A 19,877-nucleotide genomic window follows, 5' to 3' on the forward strand; every position below is an offset into this window, starting at 1 on the left:
CGGTTGCACCATCCAATCTGTTGACTATGAAAAAATTTGCTGTGTCGTCGAAACTGATCGTGGTCCTGTCGTCTGCCTGCATGTTGCTCGGCGGGTGCATGCTCGCTCCCGGCATGAAATTCGACGCGTCCAAGCCGGTCGATCCGAGCGATCCGAACTCGGTCCCGGTGGTCACGCCGATCACGTTCGCGCTGATCCAGCGCGACCTGCTTGACCAGCGTGAACAGCTCACGGCCGATACCCGCTATGCGCCGTTGCTCGGCAAACCGAAGCCCTACCGGATCGGCCGGCACGACGTCCTGTCGATCATCGTATGGGACCACCCGGAACTGGTCATGCCGAACCTGACCTACGACATCGAGCGCACTAACGGCGCCATGCCCGGCAGCGCCGGCATGGCATCGCAAAGCGTGCCGGGTTATGTCGTCGATGAGAACGGGCTGCTGCAGTTTCCCTACGTCAAGGGTCTGCGTGCCGAAGGGCTCAGCGAACAGGAGTTACAGAACGCGGTGACCCGCAAGCTGACCGGTGTGATCACCGATCCGCAAGTCACGGTGCGAGTGGTCGGTTTTCGCAGCCAGAAAGCGTACGTGGAGGGCGAAGTCCGTACGCCCGGCGTGAAGGCGATCAACGACATTCCCGCCACGCTCGCGGAGATGCTGAACCAGGCCGACGGTATTGCACCGACGGGCGACCGGTCACGCATCCAGTTGACGCGCGGCGAGACTACCTACGACATCGACCTGAGCGAGCTCCACGCGAAGGGGCTGAGCACGACGGCCATTGCGATCCGCAATGGCGATGTGATCCGCGTGCCGCCGTTGCTTGAACACCGCGTGGTCGTGATGGGCGAAGTCGGCAAGCCGAGCCCGGTGCCGTTCCGAAGCGACGGCCGCCTGACGTTGAGCGACGCACTGGGCGACGCTGGCGGCGTGAGCCAGGTCACCGCCGACGCGAGCGAGATCTATGTGATCCGGCGTCACGTGGATGGCGCGCTGCCAGTCGTGTATCACCTCGACAGCAAGTCGCCCTCCGCCATGTCGCTCGCCAGCAGCTTCCAGCTCAGGAGTGACGACGTGGTGTACGTCGACGCACCGGGCGTGATCCGCTGGGATCGCTTTATTACGCCGCTCGTCGGCAGTACGACCGGCGCCTATTACCTGCAACGCACGGCACGAGGCGACTGACGCATGATCCGTTCGATCCTGACTGTTTGCATTGGCAATATCTGCCGCAGCCCGATGGCCGCAGGCCTCCTGCGCGCGCGCCTGCCCGAGTTCCAGGTGCTCTCGGCAGGTCTGGGCGCGCTCTCGGGCATGCCTGCGGATCCGTTAGGTCGCCAGTTACTGCTTGAGCGCGGTATAGACATTGAAGCGCACCGCGCGGTCCAGCTCAGCGCATCACATTGCTCCGGCGTCGACATGATCCTTGTGATGGACGCGAACCAGAAGCGCGTGATCCAGGAGACCTACCGGGCGACCCGCGGCAAAGTGTTTCGCCTGGGCGAGTTCCACGACCGCGACATCTTCGATCCCTACGGCGGCAGTCGTGCCGACTTCGAGCAATGCCTTGCGTTGATCGAAGCGGGCGTCGACGAATGGGCGCAACGCATCGCCCTCACGGCCTGATTCGTCAGGTACTTTTTCCTTGCTGGCGCATTGCTTACCTTGGCGCAATTGAATGAATCTAATGACACGTCCTCCATCGCCTCCGGTCGATAAAGAAGAAGATCTCGATCTCGTCACGATCCTGGATGTCATGATCGAGAGCCGCTGGCTGATCGCTCTCGTGACCGGCGCCTGCCTGGCGCTCGGCCTCCTGTACGCGTTCGCCACCGAGCCCGTCTATCAGACGGACATCATGATCCAGGTCGAGGAAAGTCCCGACTCCTCGGCGGCCAAGAGCATGCTCGGCGATGTATCGTCCCTCTTCGACGTGAAGTCGACCGCCGCCGCCGAGAGCCAGATCCTCGCGTCACGGCTCGTGGTCACGCGGGCAGTCGAGAAGCTGCGGACTTATATCGATGCGGGTCCGAAGCGCTTTCCGGTGATCGGCAACTGGCTGGCAAGGCAGAACGACGATCTGTCCACACCGGGGCTGCTCGGATTCGGTGGTTACGGATGGGGCGGCGAACGTATCGACGTCCAGCGTTTCGACGTACCGCAAGACCTCGAGAGCAAACGATTCACGCTGACGGTCACGGATGCCACCCATTACCGTTTGTCCGGCAGTGACCTGGACCAGCCGTTCACGGGTCAGGTCGGCCGGCTCGAAACCATTCCCTCGTCGTACGGCAACCTGAGCCTGCTGGTCAACACCGTGCGCGGCAACCCGGGCGCGCAGTTCATCCTGAAGCGTTACTCCAAGGTCAAGACCATCGAAAACCTGCAGGACAACCTCGACGTGCAGGAGAAGGTCAAGCAGTCGGGCATCCTGATTGCCGCATTGCAGGATACGAACGCGCGGCGCGTGTCGGATCTGTTGAATGCTATCGCCACGCAGTATGTTGCTCAAAACGTCGAGCGCAAGTCCGCGGAAGCGGCGCAGTCGCTCAAGTTTCTCGATACTCAGTTGCCTCAGATCAAGTCGCGGCTCGAAATAGCACAGGCGCGCTATACCGCGATGCGTGACCGTCGCGGATCGATTGACATGACCGAGGAAGCGAAGCTCTCACTCGGCCAGGCCGCCGATGCCAAGACGCGGCTGCTCGAGTTGCAGCAGCGCCGCGAAGAGCTGCTGCTGCGCTTCAGCCCGACGCATCCGGCCATTCGCGCGATTGATGAACAACTGGCGAGCTTGCAGCGTTTCACCGACAACACCGCGGCGCAGCTCAAGCTGCTTCCGGACGCGCAGCAGGACATTGTCCGCACGATGCTCGAAGTCCAGGTGAATACGGATCTCTATACGTCGCTATTGAACAACTTCCAGCAGTTGCAACTGGTCAAGGCGGGCAAGACCGGCAACGTGCGCCTGGTCGATACGGCGATCACGCCTGAAGATCCGGTGAAACCAAAGCGTCTGCTGGTCGTGCTCGGGTCATTCCTCGCGGGCGCGTTTCTCGGCGTTGTGGTGGCGTTCGTCAGGAACATGCTGTTCCGTGGTATCAGTGATCCTAATGAAATTGAGCGGCGCAGCGGACTGCATGTGTATTCCACCATTCCGTTGAGCGAGCATCAAACGGCGTTGTCGAAGCGCATTCGTGCCAAGTCGCCGGGTGTGAAGCTGCTGGCGCTGGATGCACCGGAGGATCCCTCCATTGAGAGTTTCCGCAGCCTTCGAACCGCGCTTCAGTTCACGATGTTCAACGCAAAGAACAACGTGGTGCTGATCACAGGACCGGCGCCGTCGGTGGGTAAATCGTTTGTCTCGGCGAACTTCGCCACCGTGCTGACGACGGCCGGCAAACGCGTGCTGCTGATCGACGCCGACTTGCGCAAGGGCTATCTTCACCAGTATTTTGGGCTGGAACGCGGTGTTGGACTGTCGGAGATCATCTCGGGCCAAACCAGCGTGGAGGCGGCCGTGCATCGCGGCGTGGTGCCGGACCTGGACTTCATTTCGACGGGCGCGCAGCCGCGCAACCCGGCTGAACTCCTGCTCAACGACCGTCTGCTCAAGCTTGTTAAAGACGTGTCCGAAGCGTATGACATTGTGGTGATCGATACGGCTCCCGTGCTGGTCGCCGCCGACGCCGGCATTCTCGCGCCGGCCGCGGGCACGGTGTTCCTGGTCGCCTGGGCAACGGTGACCAAGATGGGCGAAATCACGGAGACAGTGAAACGGCTGGCCCAGGCGGGTGTCGAGCCAACCGGTGTGCTGTTCAACGGCCTGAACCTCAAGCATGTGAAATACGGTTATGGTTCGAAGTACGGCGCCTATCGCTATGCAGCCTACGCGTACGAAAGCGATGCAAAAAAATAAGCGAAAGAGTGTGATGTCCATGATCGGACGGGTATGCGCCGGGCTGGCTTTCCTGCCCGTGTTTGCGCTCGCCGCAGCGCAGCCCGTGCAAACTTCCGCGCAGACGTCCATGGATACCGTGCCTCCAGAGGCACGCAGCGCGGGCTACACGACTCACACGTTTCGCAGCCGCTTCGAGCCGGTGACCGTGGACTGGAGCGACGAGCGCAACGCGAAGTTCCAATGGTTCCGTGGACGGTTTTTCGGCTACCCGCCTTTGGAGCGCTCGGCGCTATCAAAGCCGGACTCGGGCGAGCAGGGCATTACGCTGGGCGACAGCGGCCGCGCGAACTATGGCGTGGCGACTGCTGCACCCGCCCTGAGCGGGCCCGGATGGATCGGCACGGCCTTTGGCGGCGGTGCGTACATGGAGGCGGAGCTCAAGTTCGACCCCGCGGCCTCACGCTCGGCCGCGCAGCGCGGATGGCCGGCGTTCTGGAGCATGGCGATCGAGCATCTCGCAGGCTTGGCCGGCGAACAGTGGCCGGGTCAGCCGCCGGGTTACCGGCGTTTCATTGAAGTGGACATCTTCGAATACGATCTGCAGCGGTTCGGATTGCCGGGCGATTTATACGGAAGTGCGTTGCATGACTGGTTCGGCGTGTATCAGCATACTTGCCCCTCGGGTTATTGCGCCCGCTCGACCGCGAATCTCGATGTGCGCATGCGCACGCCGTCCGGCACGGACTTCAGCCGTTATCACCGATACGGATTTTTGTGGATTCCGGCGAACGCCAGTCAACCGGGAAAAGCGCAATTTTTCTTCGATGGCAAGCCGGTCGGCAAGCCCATGGCCTGGGCACGCGCCGGTGACGGATCGCCTGAGACCGAGATGAAGACCGCTGGCTTCAGCGTGCTCGACAAGGATCACCTCGTTCTGATTCTCGGCAGCGGCAGTGCGCAGCCCATGACCGTGCGCTCCGTCGATGTATGGCAAGCGACGCCAGCCGCGAACCTGGTGTGCGGCTCCACGCATGAGGCCGGTTGTTTAAGCAAGTGAAGTGCACGAAATGCACATTGTGCGTTGTACGCTGATCGACGTTATGCCTTTGAGTCAATCCTGCCCGTCACCACGACGGGTCCCGATGCCAAGCCACCTGGACAACAGCCATGACTGCCAGTCAACAATCGTTGGTAATTTCAAACGACATCACCGTATCCAATCAAGCGCCGTTCGTGTTGTTCGGCGGCATTAACGTGCTCGAAGACCTCGATTCGACGCTGGCTGCCTGCGCGCGTTATGTCGACGTCACGGAACGCCTGGGTATTCCATTTGTCTTCAAGGCATCGTTCGACAAGGCAAACCGTTCGTCGATGCATTCATACCGCGGCGTGGGTCTCGACGAGGGTTTGCGGATCTTCGAGGCGGTCAAGCTGCGCTTTGGCGTCCCCGTGCTGACCGACGTTCACGAGATCGAACAGGCGAAGCCGGTGGCGGAAGTGGTCGACGTGCTGCAGATCCCCGCATTCCTTGCGCGGCAAACGGATCTGGTGGTGGCTATCGCCCGGACCGGACGCGCCGTCAACATCAAGAAACCGCAGTTCATGAGTCCGGCACAGGTCAAGCACGTGGTGAACAAATGCCATGAGGCGGGCAATCACAACGTCATGCTGTGTGAGCGCGGCAGTTCGTTCGGCTACGACAACCTCGTCGTCGATATGCTTGGCTTTCGCACGATGCGTGAAGCGTCAGGTGGAAGCCCTGTGATCTTCGACGTCACGCATAGCCTGCAGCGCCGCGACGCCGGAAGCGAAGCGTCCGGCGGCCGCCGCGAACAGGTGTTTGAACTGGCGCGCGCCGGTCTTGCCGCGGGTGTGGCCGGACTCTTTCTCGAATCGCACGAGAACCCGGAGCAGGCGCGCTGCGACGGTCCGAGCGCATTGCCGCTCGCGCTGCTCGAAGCGTTCCTGGTTCAGATGAAAGCGGTCGATGACCTGGTCAAGTCGTTCGCACCCATCGAGGAAGGCCTCCTGTGAGCAGCGGCTATCGCGGGGCCATCCGGCTCGTGTTGTTCGATGTCGACGGCGTGCTGACGGACGGATCAATCTACCTGGACGGCGAAGGTGAATGCATCAAGCCGTTCAACGTGAAAGACGGTGTTGCCGTCGCGTTGCTGCGCGCGCACGGCATTGCGACAGGCATTGTGTCCGCGCGCTCGAGCCCGGCGCTGACGTTGCGCGCGCGGCAACTGGAGTTCGATGTCGTGGTCGCCGGATGCGATAACAAGCGCTCCGCCTACGAACGCATCCGCTCGCAGCGCGCGCTGCAAGATGCGCAGATTGCGTTTGTCGGCGACGACGTGATCGATCTCGCGGCCATGGCCATCGCAGGCTATTCCTGCGCACCGGCCGATGCCCATCCGCTCGTGCGGCGCGCTGCGGCCTACGTCACGCCCTGCATCGGCGGTCACGGTGTCGCCCGCGATGTGGCTGACCATCTCCTCGCGCTGGGCGGCTTGTCGCTGGACGCCGCCTACGCGCCTCTTATCGACGAATGGAGCCGACATGACGTCAGGCAATGACTGCTCGCGGGTTCATGTAGTCATTCCCGCACGCTACGGTTCGACGCGGCTGCCCGCGAAGCCGCTGATCGAACTCGCGGGCGTGCCCATGATCGTGCGCGTGTACCGGCGTGTCAGGGCCGCGCTGGATGCACTGGATGGTGAGAATGGGCAGACTGACGTGATCGTCGCAATCGACGATAACCGCATCGCCGCCGTGCTCGACGCTTACAACGTCCCGGCGTTGCTGACCGACCCGGAACATCGATCAGGTACGGATCGAAGCGCGGAAGTGGCAGAGCGCCTCGGCTGGCACGCCGATGATCTCGTCGTGAACGTACAGGGCGATGAACCGCTGCTGCCGTGCGCGCTGCTCACCGGATTCATCGCGTTCTGCAACGCCGATCCGCAATTGCGCATGGCCACCGTCGCCGCGTCCGTCACTGACCCGGCGCATCTGCACGATCCGAACATCGTGAAGCTTGTCGTCAATGCAGCGGGTGACGCGGCGCTTTTCTCCCGTTCACCCATTCCGTTTTGCCGGGATGTTCCGCTACATCAATGGCCGTTGCCCGCTTTCCTGCGCCATATTGGGATCTATGCGTATCGCCGCTCGGTGATTGGCGCGCTTGCGCGGGAGCCCTTATGCCAGCTCGAGCAATGGGAGAAGCTCGAGCAGTTGCGCGCGATCTGGCTCGGCATTCCGATCAAGGTGATGACCTGGCCTGAAGCGCCCCCGCATGGCGTTGACACATGGGACGACGTGAAGCGCGTATCCGACTTTCTAATTGCCGGTAACGGAGCATATTCATGAACGATGCCACTTTTATAGCGTCCGCCGGGCGCGTATTCGACATAGAAGCACGCGCGGTGGCCGCACTTTCGGCTCGCCTGAACGAGGACTATTCGCGGGCGGTGCGCACCATCCTGGAGTCGAGCGGGCGGGTGATCGTCTGCGGCATGGGCAAGTCGGGCATTGTGGGGCGAAAGATTGCCGCCACGCTGGCAAGCACCGGCACGCCGGCCTTCTTCATGCATCCCGGCGAGGCCTATCACGGCGATCTGGGCATGGTGAAGGACAACGACGTGTTCGTAGCAATCTCGAATTCGGGCGAGACGCATGAAGTGATCCAGCTCTTGCCGTTCCTCAGGCAGAACGGCAATGCCGTGATCGCGATGACCGGCAAGCCCGGCTCGACGCTGGCGAACGCGGCGCATTGCCACCTGAATGTGGCGGTGGAAAGCGAAGCGTGCCCGTTGCAGCTGGCTCCGACCGCGTCCACCACGGCGACACTCGCAATGGGCGATGCATTAGCAGTTACGCTCATGGAAGCCCGCGATTTCCGGCCCGAGAGTTTCGCCCGGTTTCACCCCGGAGGGTCGCTGGGCCGGCGCCTTTTGCGGATGGTCGAGGACGAAATGATCAGCGACGCGTTACCGTTTGTCGACCCTGCCGCGAAGGTGATGGAAGTCGTGTCGGTCATGACGAAGAGCAACCTGGGAATCGCGATCGTCAGGACCGGGGAAGGTCATGGTCTCGTGACGGATGGCGACATACGGCGCGTGATCGAGGTGCATGGACAAGATGCCTTCAGCAAATCGGCAAGCGAGTTCATGTCGAGCAACCCGGTTACCACGCGGATCGGCACGAGGGTGGAAGACGCGCTCGCGCTGCTGGAGCGGCACAAGATCACTTCACTACTCGTAGTCGATCACGCGGGCATTGTCGGGGTATTCAAGAAATAGCCCTGGAATCAGGGCTGAAAAGCGCCGCAGGTTGAAAAGTGCCGAAGCCCGCGATCGGGGCTTGGCACTGGACTCTGGAGATTCAGGTATTGCCGAAGTCGGCACGCGCGCAGTTACGGTAGTCACTGGCGGAAATACCCAGGCGCCGCTTGAAGATTTTCGCCAGCCGGGTGCCGCTGCGCATTCCGCATCGCCGCGCCACCTTATCGATCGGTAAAGTCGTGGTGATCAATAACCGGCACGCAATATCAAGGCGGGTACGCAATAAGTATTCGGAAGGCGGCATTCCGGTTTCGGCCTTGAAATGCCGGAGAAATGTGCGCTCGCCCATAGACACGCTCTGTGCAATGTCGTCGACCGTGATCGGACGGGCGCAATGCTCTTCTATCCAGCGAGTCGCTTCCTTGATTGTTGAAGCAACGTTTGCGTTGGGCGGGTCGCCGAGCAGCGGTTCGAGCCAACGTCCGGGAAAGGGCATGAGGCGTTCGGCAATGCCCTCCGCTGTTTCATAATCGAAGTCGCTCTTGATGAGAGAGAGGGCAGTGATGACCGGCGAACCGGCATTGACGTCAATCACCACATCGTTTCCCGGTCCCTGGATGTGCTGCCTGCCCGACGGCCGTATCGGGATGATCATGCCGCGCGCGTTGGGCAGGTCAGCGCCCTTGAGCAACAACGTGCCGTTGCCCGCCGCCTGCACCACCCGCACGGTCTGGAACACGCGCTTGAGCCACCCGGTTGTCCGGTCGTCGTTGGCCGCAGCCGATGCACCCTCGCCTCCCGCAATGAACAAAGCGTCGTATCCGGACGGATTCGACGAGTCGACAGAGTCCGTGTCCATGCTGATGGAGTTGGAGCACTGAACGCGACCTCCCCGGCTCGATAATAAGGATATCGAATAATGTGGAGCCTGACCGTACTGAGTCGTAGCGGCCAGATTGGCGAGGTCGAAGGTCTCGACAATCAGTCCGACCTCCACGAACGAGCAGTTCTCGTAGACCAGGATGGCGATCCGCTTGTTGGTCGCGTGCCCGTGCCGACGATTCCCTTGCTCGATGGAGACTACCCGTCTTGAGTTCTCCCAGGATCTTGCAACCTCTAAGTTCATTTTTTTCTCGTTAGTGTGTGCCCTAAAACCATTCTAGCTAACAAAGAAAAGCTCCTTTACCGACTGTCTCAAAAAGGATATGTATTGTCCGAATTAGTTAAGAATATGTATCTATAATCAGAAAAAAATCGTAAATAATTGGCCATCGATAAGCAATAAGAAATCTTCTAATTTCATTGTTTATCAAGACTCAAACCACCATTCAGCTTGGTCTTAATTCATCATACTATTTGAGAAGGCATTGCATTCGTCTATCGTTTTGTTAACTCCAGTGATGCATCCGGCATCGATAAAAATCCTTTGCGATTCGGTAAAGGGAATTCGCTCTGTTTCGAGTGTGACCATCAAGGTGGTCGCCCCTCTTACCAGGTCTATGCAGCTATGGCGGGGTGTAGGGGTTGACAGCTTTGCGGGAGTCGAATTCATCAACGCCGAGTTGCGCGGGGGCTCGCAAAGCGCAACGCTCATCAGTTCGGCGCACCTGCTTGCGATGGTGCAACGGGCACATGCGGACAGTCATGGGGGCGCTGCCGGCAATCTTTATGTCTTCGTGGGTGTCGAGGCTTATGCCGAAGCGTTCGCCGAATGTGCGTTCGCGCTAAGGCGATGGTTCGGGCCCGCTTCCGTGTTCGCGTTGGACATGCGCCGGGAGAATCCTCAAGCGTCGCCTGTCGACAGCGAATGGAGAACGCGCCGTTCTCTTGCGTCGCGTGCGACCTTGCTTACGTTCGATTCGCGCTTCGATGCGGGGGCAGTGGGAGCGGCCGCAGTCAAAGTCAAAGTCTTACCGGACCCTCGCCGCGGTGAGGTGCCGCTCGCGGTAAGACAACGCGCTCGCGCCAGGATGAACGTGTCGGATAACGACTTCGCGCTGGCGGTGGTCAGTGACGAGTTTTCATCTACCGGCATCGCCCGGCAAGCTGCATTAATTCGCGCATTGATGCAGGCTCCAAGCTCGCGGTTACTCATAGCTGGAGTCGGTCACGAACCGGCGGCGTGGCTCGCCGATCTGTCGGCAACATTTCCCGGGCGGGTACGGATCATGGGTGCGTGCGCCAACGGCACGTGCGACTTCGACGCCGCCGATGTCTTGCTCATGCCGGCGGGCGCCCTCGGGGCATCGCGGTCATTGCCTTGCGCGACAGATGCTCGCGATGTGGATGAGATGTCGGCGGAGCCTGGCCATCAAATGATCGTGCTCGAAGACGACATGGGTACGCATGAGGTGGACGACTTCATTCAGGCGGTAGGTCTTCTGCCTCCGCGGGCAAGCCGTGAAGTGGAGATACTCCGCAGTGAGTTCCTCAGGACCCTGCAAGCGAAGATGAGCGTGAGGTTCGGAAGGAGTTTGTACTACGCAGTCAGGCAGCTTATTTAAGAAGCGTCGCTGAGCGCGGCTACCCGGTGTCAGTCTGGTAGTCCAATCCACCAGGTGTTTCTCCATCCGGTCCTGTCGAGTGCATCCCTGGTATGGCCGATACGGTTTCACCAACGTCGAGTCCGGCTGACGGGGCGGGTCATCGTCGGCGGCGGCCTTCGCGTCGATCCGCGCGCGTTACTCGCGCCCGGCGCTCCCGCTCCCTCGCGAGCTCGCATGTATAAAAGGAATCCATGAACTCGCAGTTCCGTTTGTTGGGCGTGGCGTGGTACACGCAAGAGCACTACGACCGATGCCGGGCCATGTTCGTCGACGGGGAGGTGTTGCCAGCCTCGTACATGGACTGGAAAAATCAGGTCGAGCGCTTCCGTGAACGGTGTATCCACCAGGGCATTGGCGTGATCCAGGCATATATCGACCCGAATGTGTTTCCGGATTGGTGCGTCGCCAACGGCTGCAATGCGGACGCGGACGGGCGCGACACCTTCGCTTCCGATCTGGCAGGTCGCCTCATGATGGAACGAAGCCGCCAACGGGATTAGATGCATGAGGACAGCCTTCGAAGCATGGAACGCTCGGGTAAAGATCAGGGAAGGGTATGGGCAGATGGCCCCTCGCGCGCTTCACAACGCCCCCGAACCCCCGCGCGGACCATGATGAAAAGGGCATCACGGCAGGACTGAAGAAAACGGTGCGCCACCGGAATGGCAGCGTAATATAACGTGTGCCCTACAATTCTTCCCATGTCCAAAAAGCCCTCTCCCCCTCCGGCTGCTGCAGACAGCGAGGAGTATCACTTCTCCAGGCAGATCGGCCATCTGCTGCGGCGCGCGTACCAGCGCCACGTCGCCATCTTCCAGGCGGCCATACCGGATTCCGACCTGACCGCGGCCCAGTTCGTCACGCTATGCGCGGTGAAGGAGAAGCAATCCTGCTCGCTTAACGACATCGTCAAAGCGACGGCAATCGACCAGGCCACCATCCGCGGCGTTGTTGAGCGTTTGAAAGCGCGTTCGCTGATCGTGGTCTCGCCCGACCCGCTCGACGGCCGCAAGCTGCTCGTGCGCACGACACCGGAAGGACTGGCGTTGATCGACCAGACCGTGCCTTTTGCGAAGCAGGTGAGTGAGCAGACTTTTGGGGGGCTGAATCCGGCGGAGCGCGTTGCGATCGTGTATCTGTTGCGCGCCATGGCGCAGGCGGAAGATAACTGAGCCGTATGTGCCTGTAGCTCCGTATAAACGCCTACAGGCCACTGCTACGCGCTCATCGATGCTCGGCAGGCGCGAGCGCAGCGGCGGCCTGCAGCGTCGCCCTGACAGCGTCTGGCGTGAAGGGCGGCGCGCGGAACCGTACGCCAGTTGCATCGAATAACGCATTGGAGATAGCGGGCGCACCGGGGAGCGAAGCGGACTCGCCGGCGCCGAGCGGCGGCTCGCCTTGCCGGTCCACCAGCACCACGTCCACGGGGGGCAGTTCGGGGAATGTCAGGATCGGATAGCTGCCCCATTCCTTGCTTGCGACCAGACCGTCGGTGAAGCGCACACGCTCTTTCATCGTGCGGCTCAGGGTCTGGATCACGTTGCCATGGATCTGATGGCGCACCCCGTCCGGATTGATCACGGTGCCCGTGTCCTGACCGACCGTCACGCGCGTGATGCGGATTTCCCCGCTGACGGTATCGACTTCCAGATCGACGATCCACACCGACCAGGCCGCACCGAAACCGGGAAAGCGGCTATGCACATATCGTGCATAAGCCACGCCGCGTCCTTGAAGTACACGTTCGCCGGTTTCCCGTGCTGGACGGCGTCCGGCACGGGCTTGCCAGCCTGCGCGTTCCGCGACTGCCTCAAGCAACGCCACCGCCCGCTCGTCCTCGAGATGACGCAACCGGAAAGCCAGGGGATCGGCGCCGGTCTCGAACGCGAGTTCATCGATGAATACATCATGGGCGAAGGAGTTCGGCAGTGCAGATACCCCTCTGAACCACGATGCCCTGACCAGCGGCGCCAGGTCATGGCAAACGAAACGGCGATGCGCGAAAGTGTAGGGCGACACCGCGGTCCGGTCGCCCATTTCAAAGACGCGCGGTTCCGCCGGCGTCGCGCCGGTAAGCAGAAGGGCGAGCAGGGGCGCGTCGTTCGACGGATAGCGCGAGGCGAACGAATAACCCAGCGTGTCGCCGCTACGGGACACCGTGCCGGTCACATCCACGACTTGCGCCGTGCCCTTGGGCTCCCACTGATGTTCGTCCGCGCGTGATAGCTGGACCCGCACCGGCTGACCCATCGCACGTGAGAGCAAAAGCGCATCGCCCGCGACGTCGTCGGCGCAATTGCGGCCATAACATCCGGAGGCCTCCATACGGACGATATCGATATCAGCTTCGTCTCGCTCGACCAGACGCGACAAGTCGTAGCGCAAGGTCTGCGGGTTCTGCGTGCCCGACCATACCGTGATGCGTCCGTCCTGATAGTCCGCGAGGGCGCAGGACGGCCCGATCGAGCCGTGCATCTGATACGGCCATACATAGCTGCGTGTCAGCGTGGTCGTCCCAGGCTGTCCCTGCACACTCTCCACGTCGCCTTCTTCCAGCAGCAGGCGGCGCTGGGCCGGAGCTTGGGTGATGGCCTCTGCTGGGTCATCGAGAGACTGGAGCGGCGGCAGCGGGCGCCACCGGACGCGTAGCGCACGCGCTGCGCGGATCGCTTGTTCCTCCCGCTCCGCCACCACCCCGACGAAGTCGCCGATGACAACCACGCCACGCACGCCCGGCAACGTATCGACCGATGAACGGTCCACGTCGATCAGCGTCTTGCCGACGAACGCTCCGCAATCGTGTCCTGCATACGGTGGCCGCACGACGCGCCCGTGCAGCATGCCGGGCACACGCATGTCGTGGACGAAGGTTAGGGTGCCGGTGGCCTTGGCGGGCAGATCGACGCGCGGGGTTGGCCGCCCGACAATCCGGTAGGTCGACGGGTCTTTTACCGCGACCGATGAGTCGATGGGAAGCGAGATCCGTTGCCCCTGGAGCAGCTCGTCGAAGCCGATGCGGGTCTTGTCCGGGGCAATGACATAACCGTCGTCGGTGGCAAGGCGGGCGGCATCGATACCCCAGCGTTGCGCCGCGAGCCCGATCAACACGAGGCGCGCTTGCGCCGCAGCAAACCTGAGCGGCACGGCGGATATCTGGATGGTCGCGCTCGCGATGGTCGGCCCCTGATTGGGCACCTGGGCGGAGTCGCCGAGGATCATCGCGACGCGCGGGGCCGGCACGTCGAGTTCTTCCGCCACGATCTGCGCGAGCGACGTGCGGATGCCTGTGCCAAGATCGACGTGGCCGTTGAACGCCAGGATGCGGCCGTCGTCCAGTATCGCGACGAAAATTTCCGGCGAGTCCTGAACGTAGGAAGACCCGCTGCCCGGTTGCCCGGGCGCGGGTTTGACCGGCGCGAGGGGCTGCCTGACGATGGTCAGGCAGCCGTTGAGCGCGAGCAGTTCACCTCGGGTGAGCGCTGCTGCTGTAGGCATGATGGTTTCCGAAAACGCAGCTTTTATTCGACTACACCGCTTCCAACGTTTGACGTCAACGACTAGCTTCAAGTCCAACGATACGCTTTCGCATCGCGAACACCAAGAGGCAACCCGCGAGAGTGTTTCCTGGAAATCCTGCGCTCAGGCCCGGCGTTGTTCTATCGTCGCAAGGGCTTCATCGAGCGTCATGACAGCGGCATATTTTTGTTGCATGTCGAAGAGATTCGCATCGTGCGGACCGATCGCCCTATCGCCGACGCAATCGGACACAACCAGCGGACGGAAACCATGCGACATCGCATCGACCACGCTTGCGCGCACGCATCCGCTCGTGACCGCACCGGCCACGATCAAGGTCTGCACTGCACGCTGCGATAACCACGGCGCGAGTTGCGTGCCGAAGAACGCGGAGGGCACGGTCTTGCGCACGACCAACTCGCCCGGTGCAGGCGTCAACTCAGGCACGATCGCGCTGTTCGGATGATCTTCGGTAAGCGTCGCCATGCCCGGCACTTTCAGTGAAAACACGTTGTCGTCGCTGCCGTCGGCCGCGTAAACAATCCGGCTATGCGCAACCGGCCAGCCATGCCGGCGCGCAGCCGCCAGCAGGTGCACCGTCCGTTCGATAGCCGGCGCAATGTTGCCGCCGCCGAAGGTCTTGGGGTCCGCGAAGCCGACCACGAAGTCGACAATCAGCAAGCCGATATTGCCTTGCACCGGCAACGGTGTGCCAAATCCCTGCTGTTTGTACACGCCCGATTCGGCGTGGCTCTGGATGTCGCTCATTCAGATTACTCCAAGGGGTCAGGTTCTATCGGTCCATCACCACGCCATCGCGGACCACGGCTTCGCCATCGAGCGTCACGTCGCAATGGCGCAGCGGGATGTCGATGTGACACGTCGTCGTGCGTTTGCCGCCCGCTTCGTTATTCGGCCCAAGCGAAAACAGGAAGTTGCCTTCGAACGCGCGTGCATCCATGCCGATGGTTGCCTCGCGGTCGTACAGGCCGAGCGTGGACCAGCGTGCGCGAGGCTGCAAACCCCATCCGATATGCGAGATCGCATAGCCTTCGGGATCGTTGAACGAGGCCATATAGTCGCTTAGCAAGTCTGCATCTACACCACCATCGATGCGCGTCGCGTAACCGTTTTCCACGGTCAGCGTAATCGGATCGTTCACGTATTTTTTTTGCGGCAGCAGGATGTCGCCGCGATCAATCACGATCTGGCCGCTCGCTTGTCCTTCGTTCGGGAAGGTCAGCACAAAACCGCTTGGCCAGTGATCCCAGCGGCCAGGTTCATCGACGAAACCGTACTCGGAGATTGCAGGGAATTCGCCCAGCGGACACACGAGTTCCGTGCCCGCTTTCGACTTGACGCGCATTTCTCGCGATGCCTTGATCCGCTCGGCCGCCGCCCGCACGCGCGTGCGATCGGCCTCGGTCGGCACGAGGCGCGCGAGCACTTCGGGTGGCTCAACCGCGAGCAGGATCTTCGTGCCGGTCGCGAGGATCTCGTGCTGCTCGGGCGAGAACAACAAGGTCATCAGGTCGAGCACGAGATCGCTCGCCTTCAACGCGGCGATAGCGGCCAGGTTGCCGGTGAGAGGCGTGGTGCCGAGATACGCGAGCGAGTCGCGGCTCAGCGCCTTTTCTCCGTTTACCGGCAACAGGTCCAGCCGGTTGACGATCGCGCCCATCGATTGCGTGGCGATCAGGGCGCTTGAAAGCGTTTGCGGATGCGTGGACGCGCTGGTGAGGATGGTGACGGTCTGGCCGGCCTGCAGCTTCGACAACGTCAGTACCTGCTTCCATGCGGCGATCATTTCGTAATCGCTGATTGGCATGTTGACTCCTGAAGAATGAGTGTCAGTGTCGGCTAGTCTTGGGTCGTTTGTGCCGGACCTTAGACGAGCTTTGCGCCGAGGAAATCGCCGAACGCTTCATAGAAGCCGGCTTCGTTGTCCCACGGAATCATGTGTCCGGCATCCGGCACGCGGGTATGCAGCAGTCCCGGTGCGAGTGTCTGCATCTCCTGCACGTCTTCGTCGAGCACCACGTCGCCGCGCGCGGCCGTGATCAGAAGCGAAGGCACGCGAAGCAGGGGCAGGTCGGCGTGGATGTCATCGGTATGAAAGCCTTCGAACGATGTCAGCATGCCGCGTTCATCGCAGGTATGCAGCCATTGTGCGCGCACGCGCAACTGCTCTTCAGTCCAGGTCGGACAGAAAGTGCGCATGCCGTCGGCGTCAATGCCTTTCAAAGCGAGGCGGATCGAATCGACATACCAGGGCAGCTTTGCCGGATACGCGCGGCGGCCCGGACCGGACACGGGCGGGTCGACCAGCACCGTGCGCGTCAGGCCCTTCGGCGCGCTGCGGGCAGCACGGATCGCGATGCGGGCGCCCATGGAATGGCCGACGAGCGCATAGTGTTCAAGGCCAAGCGCTTCAGCGAGCGCGATGACGTCGGCGGCTTGCGCGTCGAGGCTGTAGTCGAGCGTCGGCGATGCTTCGGACAAACCGCGACCGCGTACATCGAGCACGTAGGTATCGAACTGGCGGCCAAGCGTCTCGCCGACAAAGCCCCACGTGACGGCCGGGCTGGTAATGCCAGGAATCACGATCACGGCGGGACGGCCGGCACGCACGCCCTCTTTGCCGCCGTAGCGCAGGTAATGCTGGCGAATGCCGTTAGCGTTGACGTTCGCGCCGTAGAGAAAAGTTGTGGTCATCGCGGAGTCCGTGAGTGAATCGAAAGCGATCAGTAAGTGTGGTTAATAAGCGCCGGAGAGAAGCGCACCCGCGCCCGGCACCACACGTTCGAGATCCAGCTCGCGCAGCATGGCGTAAGTTGTGGCAATGGCAGCGGTAATGACCGGCTTGCCCGTCATTGCCTCGACTTGCGGCACTGCGGCAAGCGATGGCATCTGCACGCAGGCCGACAAGACGATTGCATCGACGTCCTGATAGGGCAGGGTTTTCACGATGTCCGGCAGCAGGCGCGGGTCGTGGCGGCCGACATCCAGGTTGTCGGGAATCTCGAGCGCCCGATAGGCGACGACTTCGAAACCCTCATTGCGGATGTAGTCCACGACCAGTTCGGTCAGCGGTTTCATATAGGGCGCCACCACCACGATGCGTTTCGCTCCGATGACCTTCAATGCTTCGACAAGCGCGCCCGCGCTGGTGATGACCGGCGCGGCGCCGCCGTTCTCCACGGTGCGCTCGTGCAGCCGCTTCTGCGACACACGGTGGTAGCCATGTCCCATCGCCATGATTGCAACGAGGCACGCATAACCGAGCACGTCCACGCGCGCGTCGCTGAGTTCCAGCGCGCAGCGGTCCGATTCCGCGTCCATGGCCGCAAGCTCCTCCTTGACCACCTTCTTCATGCGCATGCGGCTGGAATGAAACGTGAAACGCTCCGGGCGGATGCTCTGGCGGGCGAGCAGCATGGCCGGGATTTCGGTTTCCATCGTCGTGTTCGAGCTCGGCACGATCTGGCCGATGCGAAAGGTCTTGGTCATCTGGTCGACTCCGTATGTGGTTGTCTTGGGCCGCCCGCAGCGGCGTTGTTGGTCTGGCAAATGCTGCAGCAATTTGATTCGATAAAGTCTAGTGTACACATTGTAATTTAACAAGATTCTGAAAACATTTTTTAATGGTGCATGCTCGCTTTAGATTGGTGAAAACCCTTATAAAATGCACAAACATAGGGATAAAACGCGCTGACATCGACGCAATGCAAATTTTCTTTACTCAAAAAAATTCAATGTGTACACTCAATATCAGTTCATTCAACAGGCTCGGCTGAACGACTTCTTTCGGCGAGCGCCAGACATGGAGAGATCATCATGAGCAAACCCCGAATCGCGATTATTGGCGCGGGCCTTGGCGGAACAGCAGCTGCGGCGCTGATGCAGCGCGCCGGGTATTCGGTGCGTCTGTACGAGCAAGCCCCTGCGTTTTCGCGTCTCGGCGCGGGCATTCATCTCGGCCCCAACGTGATGAAGATCATGCGCCGCATGGACTGCGAAGACGCGCTGAACGTTATGGGTTCGCACCCGGACTACTGGTACAGCCGGGACTGGAAAACGGGCGAAGCCATCGCGCAGATTCCGCTGGGCGAGTTCGCGCTGAAGGAATATGGCGCGTCGTATCTGACCGTGCATCGCGGTGACTTTCATGCGCTGATGACTGAATCGGTCGCACCGGGCACGATCGAATTCAATAAGTGCCTGAGCGGGATTGAAGAGTTGGAGAATGAAGTCCGGCTGACTTTTGCCGACGGCAGTGTTGAAACAGCCGACATCGTGATTGGCGCGGACGGCGTGAACTCGAAGATTCGCGACCATCTGCTGGGCGCTGAACCGCCGCGTTATACGGGATATGTCGCTCATCGCGCGGTATTTCCCGCGTCGCTGCTCGGCTCCGATCCTTTCGATCTGTGTGTAAAGTGGTGGTCGGAAGACCGGCACATGATGGTGTATTACGTGACGTCCAAGCGCGATGAAATCTATTACGTGACAGGCGTTCCGCAGGCTGAGTGGCCGGCAGGGCAGTCGGTTGCGCCCAGCAGCCGTGACGAAATGCGCGAGGTGTTCGCGGGCTATCATCCGTCGGTGCAGAAGCTGATCGACGCCACGCCCGAAGTGACAAAGTGGCCGCTGCTGGAACGCGATCCGCTGCCGTTGTGGAGCCGTGGCCGTCTCGTGCTGCTCGGCGACGCGTGCCATCCGATGAAACCGCATATGGCGCAGGGCGCGGCCATGGCGATTGAGGATGCAGCCATGCTGACTCGCTGCCTGGACGAAGTAGGGGCAACCGATTACGCCGGAGCGTTCGCGCTGTATGAAGCGAATCGTGCTGAGCGCGCATCGAAGGTGCAACTGGTCTCGCATAACAACACGTGGCTGCGCACTAACGAAGATCCGGCATGGGTGTTCGCTTACGACGTGTTCAACGAGCCCTTGAAGTCGCCGTCGGCCAAGCAGGCAACGACTGCTGCCGCTTGATATTTCGACCCGGCCGCGCGCGGCGGTGTCTGGATGCGCTGCCGCCCGCGGTCTTGATTCGATGACTAGAAGATGAGCGTGTCTGCTTCCGCCACACCGGTTTCAGGGCCATTGACGCTGACCGTCAATGGCAGCACTCGCACGGTCGACGTGACCCGCGACACGCCCTTGCTGTATGTGTTGCGCAACGACTTCGAACTAAACGGGCCGAAGTACGGCTGCGGTCTCGGCCAATGCGGTGCCTGCACGGTGCTGCTGGACGGCGGTCCTGCGCGCTCATGCGTTGTACCGGTCGCGGCGGCCGTAGGACGCGAGACGCTCACGCTGGAAGGGCTTGGAACGCTGGACGCGCTGCACCCGATCCAGCGGGCTTTTATCGATGAACAAGCAGCGCAATGCGGCTACTGCCTCAACGGCATGATCATGAGCACGAAGGCGTTGCTCGATCGCAATCCTACGCCTGATGACGACGATATCCGTGACGCGCTGCGCTTCAACCTGTGCCGTTGCGGCACGCACATCGAAATCATGAAGGCAGTGCATCGCGCGGCCGAGTACCTGAAACGCGAACCAAAAAACTGATTCATTGGACCATCATGTAATGGACGCCCTGTAATGGACCCGATGT

Annotated in this window: 19 protein-coding genes; 13 read left to right on the forward strand and 6 right to left on the reverse strand. The window is 61.3% G+C overall.

Annotated elements, in window-relative coordinates; translation table 11 throughout:
• Positions 1 to 26: 26 nt before the first annotated feature.
• From FH08_RS0101105 to FH08_RS0101140, 8 genes are all read left to right on the forward strand, one after another.
• Positions 27 to 1,187 (forward strand): polysaccharide biosynthesis/export family protein, encoded by a 1,161-nt coding sequence (locus FH08_RS0101105; RefSeq protein WP_031356539.1) that lies wholly within the window; start codon positions 27 to 29, stop codon positions 1,185 to 1,187.
• 3 nt (positions 1,188 to 1,190) lie between these two features.
• A complete protein-coding gene (locus tag FH08_RS0101110; protein WP_031356540.1) occupies positions 1,191 to 1,628 on the forward strand; it encodes a low molecular weight protein-tyrosine-phosphatase in 438 nt (145 codons plus the stop codon).
• 52 nt (positions 1,629 to 1,680) lie between these two features.
• Positions 1,681 to 3,921, forward strand: a complete 2,241-nt coding sequence (locus FH08_RS0101115) for a polysaccharide biosynthesis tyrosine autokinase (RefSeq protein WP_031356541.1) — start codon at positions 1,681 to 1,683, stop codon at positions 3,919 to 3,921.
• Positions 3,922 to 3,934: 13 nt separating this feature from the next.
• Positions 3,935 to 4,960: a hypothetical protein gene (locus FH08_RS0101120; RefSeq protein ID WP_031356542.1), complete on the forward strand. Its 1,026-nt coding sequence runs from the start codon at positions 3,935 to 3,937 to the stop codon at positions 4,958 to 4,960.
• A 110-nt stretch (positions 4,961 to 5,070) separates the two neighbouring features.
• Positions 5,071 to 5,937 carry a 3-deoxy-8-phosphooctulonate synthase gene (gene kdsA / locus FH08_RS0101125; RefSeq protein ID WP_031356543.1) on the forward strand — a complete coding sequence of 289 codons (867 nt, stop codon included), beginning with the start codon at positions 5,071 to 5,073 and terminating at the stop codon, positions 5,935 to 5,937.
• Positions 5,934 to 6,482, forward strand: a complete 549-nt coding sequence (locus FH08_RS0101130) for a KdsC family phosphatase (protein ID WP_031356544.1) — start codon at positions 5,934 to 5,936, stop codon at positions 6,480 to 6,482. The genes kdsA and FH08_RS0101130 overlap by 4 nt, the downstream gene beginning before the upstream one ends.
• The gene (kdsB, locus tag FH08_RS0101135; protein WP_031356545.1) at positions 6,466 to 7,275 is read left to right on the forward strand and encodes a 3-deoxy-manno-octulosonate cytidylyltransferase; all 810 of its coding nucleotides are present in this window, start codon (positions 6,466 to 6,468) and stop codon (positions 7,273 to 7,275) included. The genes FH08_RS0101130 and kdsB overlap by 17 nt, the downstream gene beginning before the upstream one ends.
• Positions 7,272 to 8,207 (forward strand): KpsF/GutQ family sugar-phosphate isomerase, encoded by a 936-nt coding sequence (locus FH08_RS0101140; RefSeq protein ID WP_031356546.1) that lies wholly within the window; start codon positions 7,272 to 7,274, stop codon positions 8,205 to 8,207. Before kdsB ends, FH08_RS0101140 begins: the two co-directional genes overlap by 4 nt.
• 82 nt (positions 8,208 to 8,289) lie before the next feature.
• Here the strand turns inward: FH08_RS0101140 and FH08_RS0101145 are convergent, their stop codons facing one another.
• On the reverse strand, positions 8,290 to 9,315 hold the full coding sequence (locus FH08_RS0101145) for a GlxA family transcriptional regulator (RefSeq protein ID WP_075583272.1): 1,026 nt from the start codon (positions 9,313 to 9,315) through the stop codon (positions 8,290 to 8,292).
• A 373-nt stretch (positions 9,316 to 9,688) separates the two neighbouring features.
• Here FH08_RS0101145 and FH08_RS0101150 point away from each other — a divergent pair, with 373 nt between their 5' ends.
• The 3 genes from FH08_RS0101150 (at position 9,689) to FH08_RS0101160 (ending at position 11,907) form a co-directional block, all read left to right on the forward strand.
• Positions 9,689 to 10,693, forward strand: a complete 1,005-nt coding sequence (locus FH08_RS0101150) for a hypothetical protein (RefSeq protein WP_031356548.1) — start codon at positions 9,689 to 9,691, stop codon at positions 10,691 to 10,693.
• A 233-nt stretch (positions 10,694 to 10,926) separates the two neighbouring features.
• Complete coding sequence (locus FH08_RS0101155) at positions 10,927 to 11,235, forward strand: hypothetical protein (protein WP_031356549.1); 309 nt, start codon at positions 10,927 to 10,929, stop codon at positions 11,233 to 11,235.
• A gap of 201 nt (positions 11,236 to 11,436) precedes the next feature.
• A complete protein-coding gene (locus FH08_RS0101160) occupies positions 11,437 to 11,907 on the forward strand; it encodes a MarR family winged helix-turn-helix transcriptional regulator (RefSeq protein ID WP_031356550.1) in 471 nt (156 codons plus the stop codon).
• 52 nt (positions 11,908 to 11,959) lie between these two features.
• On the opposite strand, the gene FH08_RS0101165 is transcribed toward FH08_RS0101160, so the two are convergent.
• From FH08_RS0101165 to FH08_RS0101185, 5 genes are all read right to left on the reverse strand, one after another.
• The gene (locus FH08_RS0101165) at positions 11,960 to 14,230 is read right to left on the reverse strand and encodes a xanthine dehydrogenase family protein molybdopterin-binding subunit (protein WP_031356551.1); all 2,271 of its coding nucleotides are present in this window, start codon (positions 14,228 to 14,230) and stop codon (positions 11,960 to 11,962) included.
• Between the two features lie 144 nt (positions 14,231 to 14,374).
• Positions 14,375 to 15,019, reverse strand: coding sequence for an N-carbamoylsarcosine amidohydrolase (locus FH08_RS0101170; protein WP_031356552.1), 645 nt, complete (start codon positions 15,017 to 15,019; stop codon positions 14,375 to 14,377).
• Positions 15,020 to 15,044: 25 nt separating this feature from the next.
• Positions 15,045 to 16,079 carry a 2,5-dihydroxypyridine 5,6-dioxygenase gene (locus FH08_RS0101175; RefSeq protein WP_031356553.1) on the reverse strand — a complete coding sequence of 345 codons (1,035 nt, stop codon included), beginning with the start codon at positions 16,077 to 16,079 and terminating at the stop codon, positions 15,045 to 15,047.
• A gap of 59 nt (positions 16,080 to 16,138) precedes the next feature.
• A complete protein-coding gene (locus FH08_RS0101180) occupies positions 16,139 to 16,966 on the reverse strand; it encodes an alpha/beta fold hydrolase (RefSeq protein ID WP_031356554.1) in 828 nt (275 codons plus the stop codon).
• 42 nt (positions 16,967 to 17,008) lie between these two features.
• On the reverse strand, positions 17,009 to 17,761 hold the full coding sequence (locus FH08_RS0101185; protein WP_031356555.1) for an Asp/Glu racemase: 753 nt from the start codon (positions 17,759 to 17,761) through the stop codon (positions 17,009 to 17,011).
• A 327-nt stretch (positions 17,762 to 18,088) separates the two neighbouring features.
• On the opposite strand from FH08_RS0101185, the gene FH08_RS0101190 reads away from it, so the two are divergent.
• Both FH08_RS0101190 and FH08_RS0101195 read left to right on the forward strand, forming a co-directional pair.
• Positions 18,089 to 19,249, forward strand: coding sequence for an FAD-dependent monooxygenase (locus tag FH08_RS0101190; RefSeq protein WP_031356556.1), 1,161 nt, complete (start codon positions 18,089 to 18,091; stop codon positions 19,247 to 19,249).
• A gap of 72 nt (positions 19,250 to 19,321) precedes the next feature.
• Positions 19,322 to 19,831: a (2Fe-2S)-binding protein gene (locus tag FH08_RS0101195; RefSeq protein ID WP_031356557.1), complete on the forward strand. Its 510-nt coding sequence runs from the start codon at positions 19,322 to 19,324 to the stop codon at positions 19,829 to 19,831.
• The last annotated feature ends 46 nt before the right edge of the window (positions 19,832 to 19,877 follow it).

It is taken from the genome of Caballeronia sordidicola (genome assembly GCF_000729995.1).
Taxonomy (GTDB): domain Bacteria; phylum Pseudomonadota; class Gammaproteobacteria; order Burkholderiales; family Burkholderiaceae; genus Caballeronia; species Caballeronia sordidicola_A.

Bases quoted from the DNA above. Each gene is read 5' to 3' on its own strand.
- FH08_RS0101165 (WP_031356551.1), bottom strand. From the start codon at position 14,230: ATGCCTACAGCAGCAGCGCTCACCCGAGGTGAACTGCTCGCGCTCAAC.
- kdsA (WP_031356543.1), top strand. From the start codon at position 5,071: ATGACTGCCAGTCAACAATCGTTGGTAATTTCAAACGACATCACCGTA.
- FH08_RS0101110 (WP_031356540.1), top strand. From the start codon at position 1,191: ATGATCCGTTCGATCCTGACTGTTTGCATTGGCAATATCTGCCGCAGC.
- FH08_RS0101120 (WP_031356542.1), top strand. From the start codon at position 3,935: ATGTCCATGATCGGACGGGTATGCGCCGGGCTGGCTTTCCTGCCCGTG.
- FH08_RS0101105 (WP_031356539.1), top strand. From the start codon at position 27: ATGAAAAAATTTGCTGTGTCGTCGAAACTGATCGTGGTCCTGTCGTCT.
- FH08_RS0101140 (WP_031356546.1), top strand. From the start codon at position 7,272: ATGAACGATGCCACTTTTATAGCGTCCGCCGGGCGCGTATTCGACATA.
- FH08_RS0101155 (WP_031356549.1), top strand. From the start codon at position 10,927: ATGAACTCGCAGTTCCGTTTGTTGGGCGTGGCGTGGTACACGCAAGAG.
- FH08_RS0101175 (WP_031356553.1), bottom strand. From the start codon at position 16,079: ATGCCAATCAGCGATTACGAAATGATCGCCGCATGGAAGCAGGTACTG.
- FH08_RS0101170 (WP_031356552.1), bottom strand. From the start codon at position 15,019: ATGAGCGACATCCAGAGCCACGCCGAATCGGGCGTGTACAAACAGCAG.
- FH08_RS0101160 (WP_031356550.1), top strand. From the start codon at position 11,437: ATGTCCAAAAAGCCCTCTCCCCCTCCGGCTGCTGCAGACAGCGAGGAG.
- FH08_RS0101185 (WP_031356555.1), bottom strand. From the start codon at position 17,761: ATGACCAAGACCTTTCGCATCGGCCAGATCGTGCCGAGCTCGAACACG.
- FH08_RS0101180 (WP_031356554.1), bottom strand. From the start codon at position 16,966: ATGACCACAACTTTTCTCTACGGCGCGAACGTCAACGCTAACGGCATT.
- kdsB (WP_031356545.1), top strand. From the start codon at position 6,466: ATGACGTCAGGCAATGACTGCTCGCGGGTTCATGTAGTCATTCCCGCA.
- FH08_RS0101190 (WP_031356556.1), top strand. From the start codon at position 18,089: ATGAGCAAACCCCGAATCGCGATTATTGGCGCGGGCCTTGGCGGAACA.
- FH08_RS0101145 (WP_075583272.1), bottom strand. From the start codon at position 9,315: ATGAACTTAGAGGTTGCAAGATCCTGGGAGAACTCAAGACGGGTAGTC.
- FH08_RS0101150 (WP_031356548.1), top strand. From the start codon at position 9,689: ATGCAGCTATGGCGGGGTGTAGGGGTTGACAGCTTTGCGGGAGTCGAA.
- FH08_RS0101195 (WP_031356557.1), top strand. From the start codon at position 19,322: ATGAGCGTGTCTGCTTCCGCCACACCGGTTTCAGGGCCATTGACGCTG.
- FH08_RS0101115 (WP_031356541.1), top strand. From the start codon at position 1,681: ATGAATCTAATGACACGTCCTCCATCGCCTCCGGTCGATAAAGAAGAA.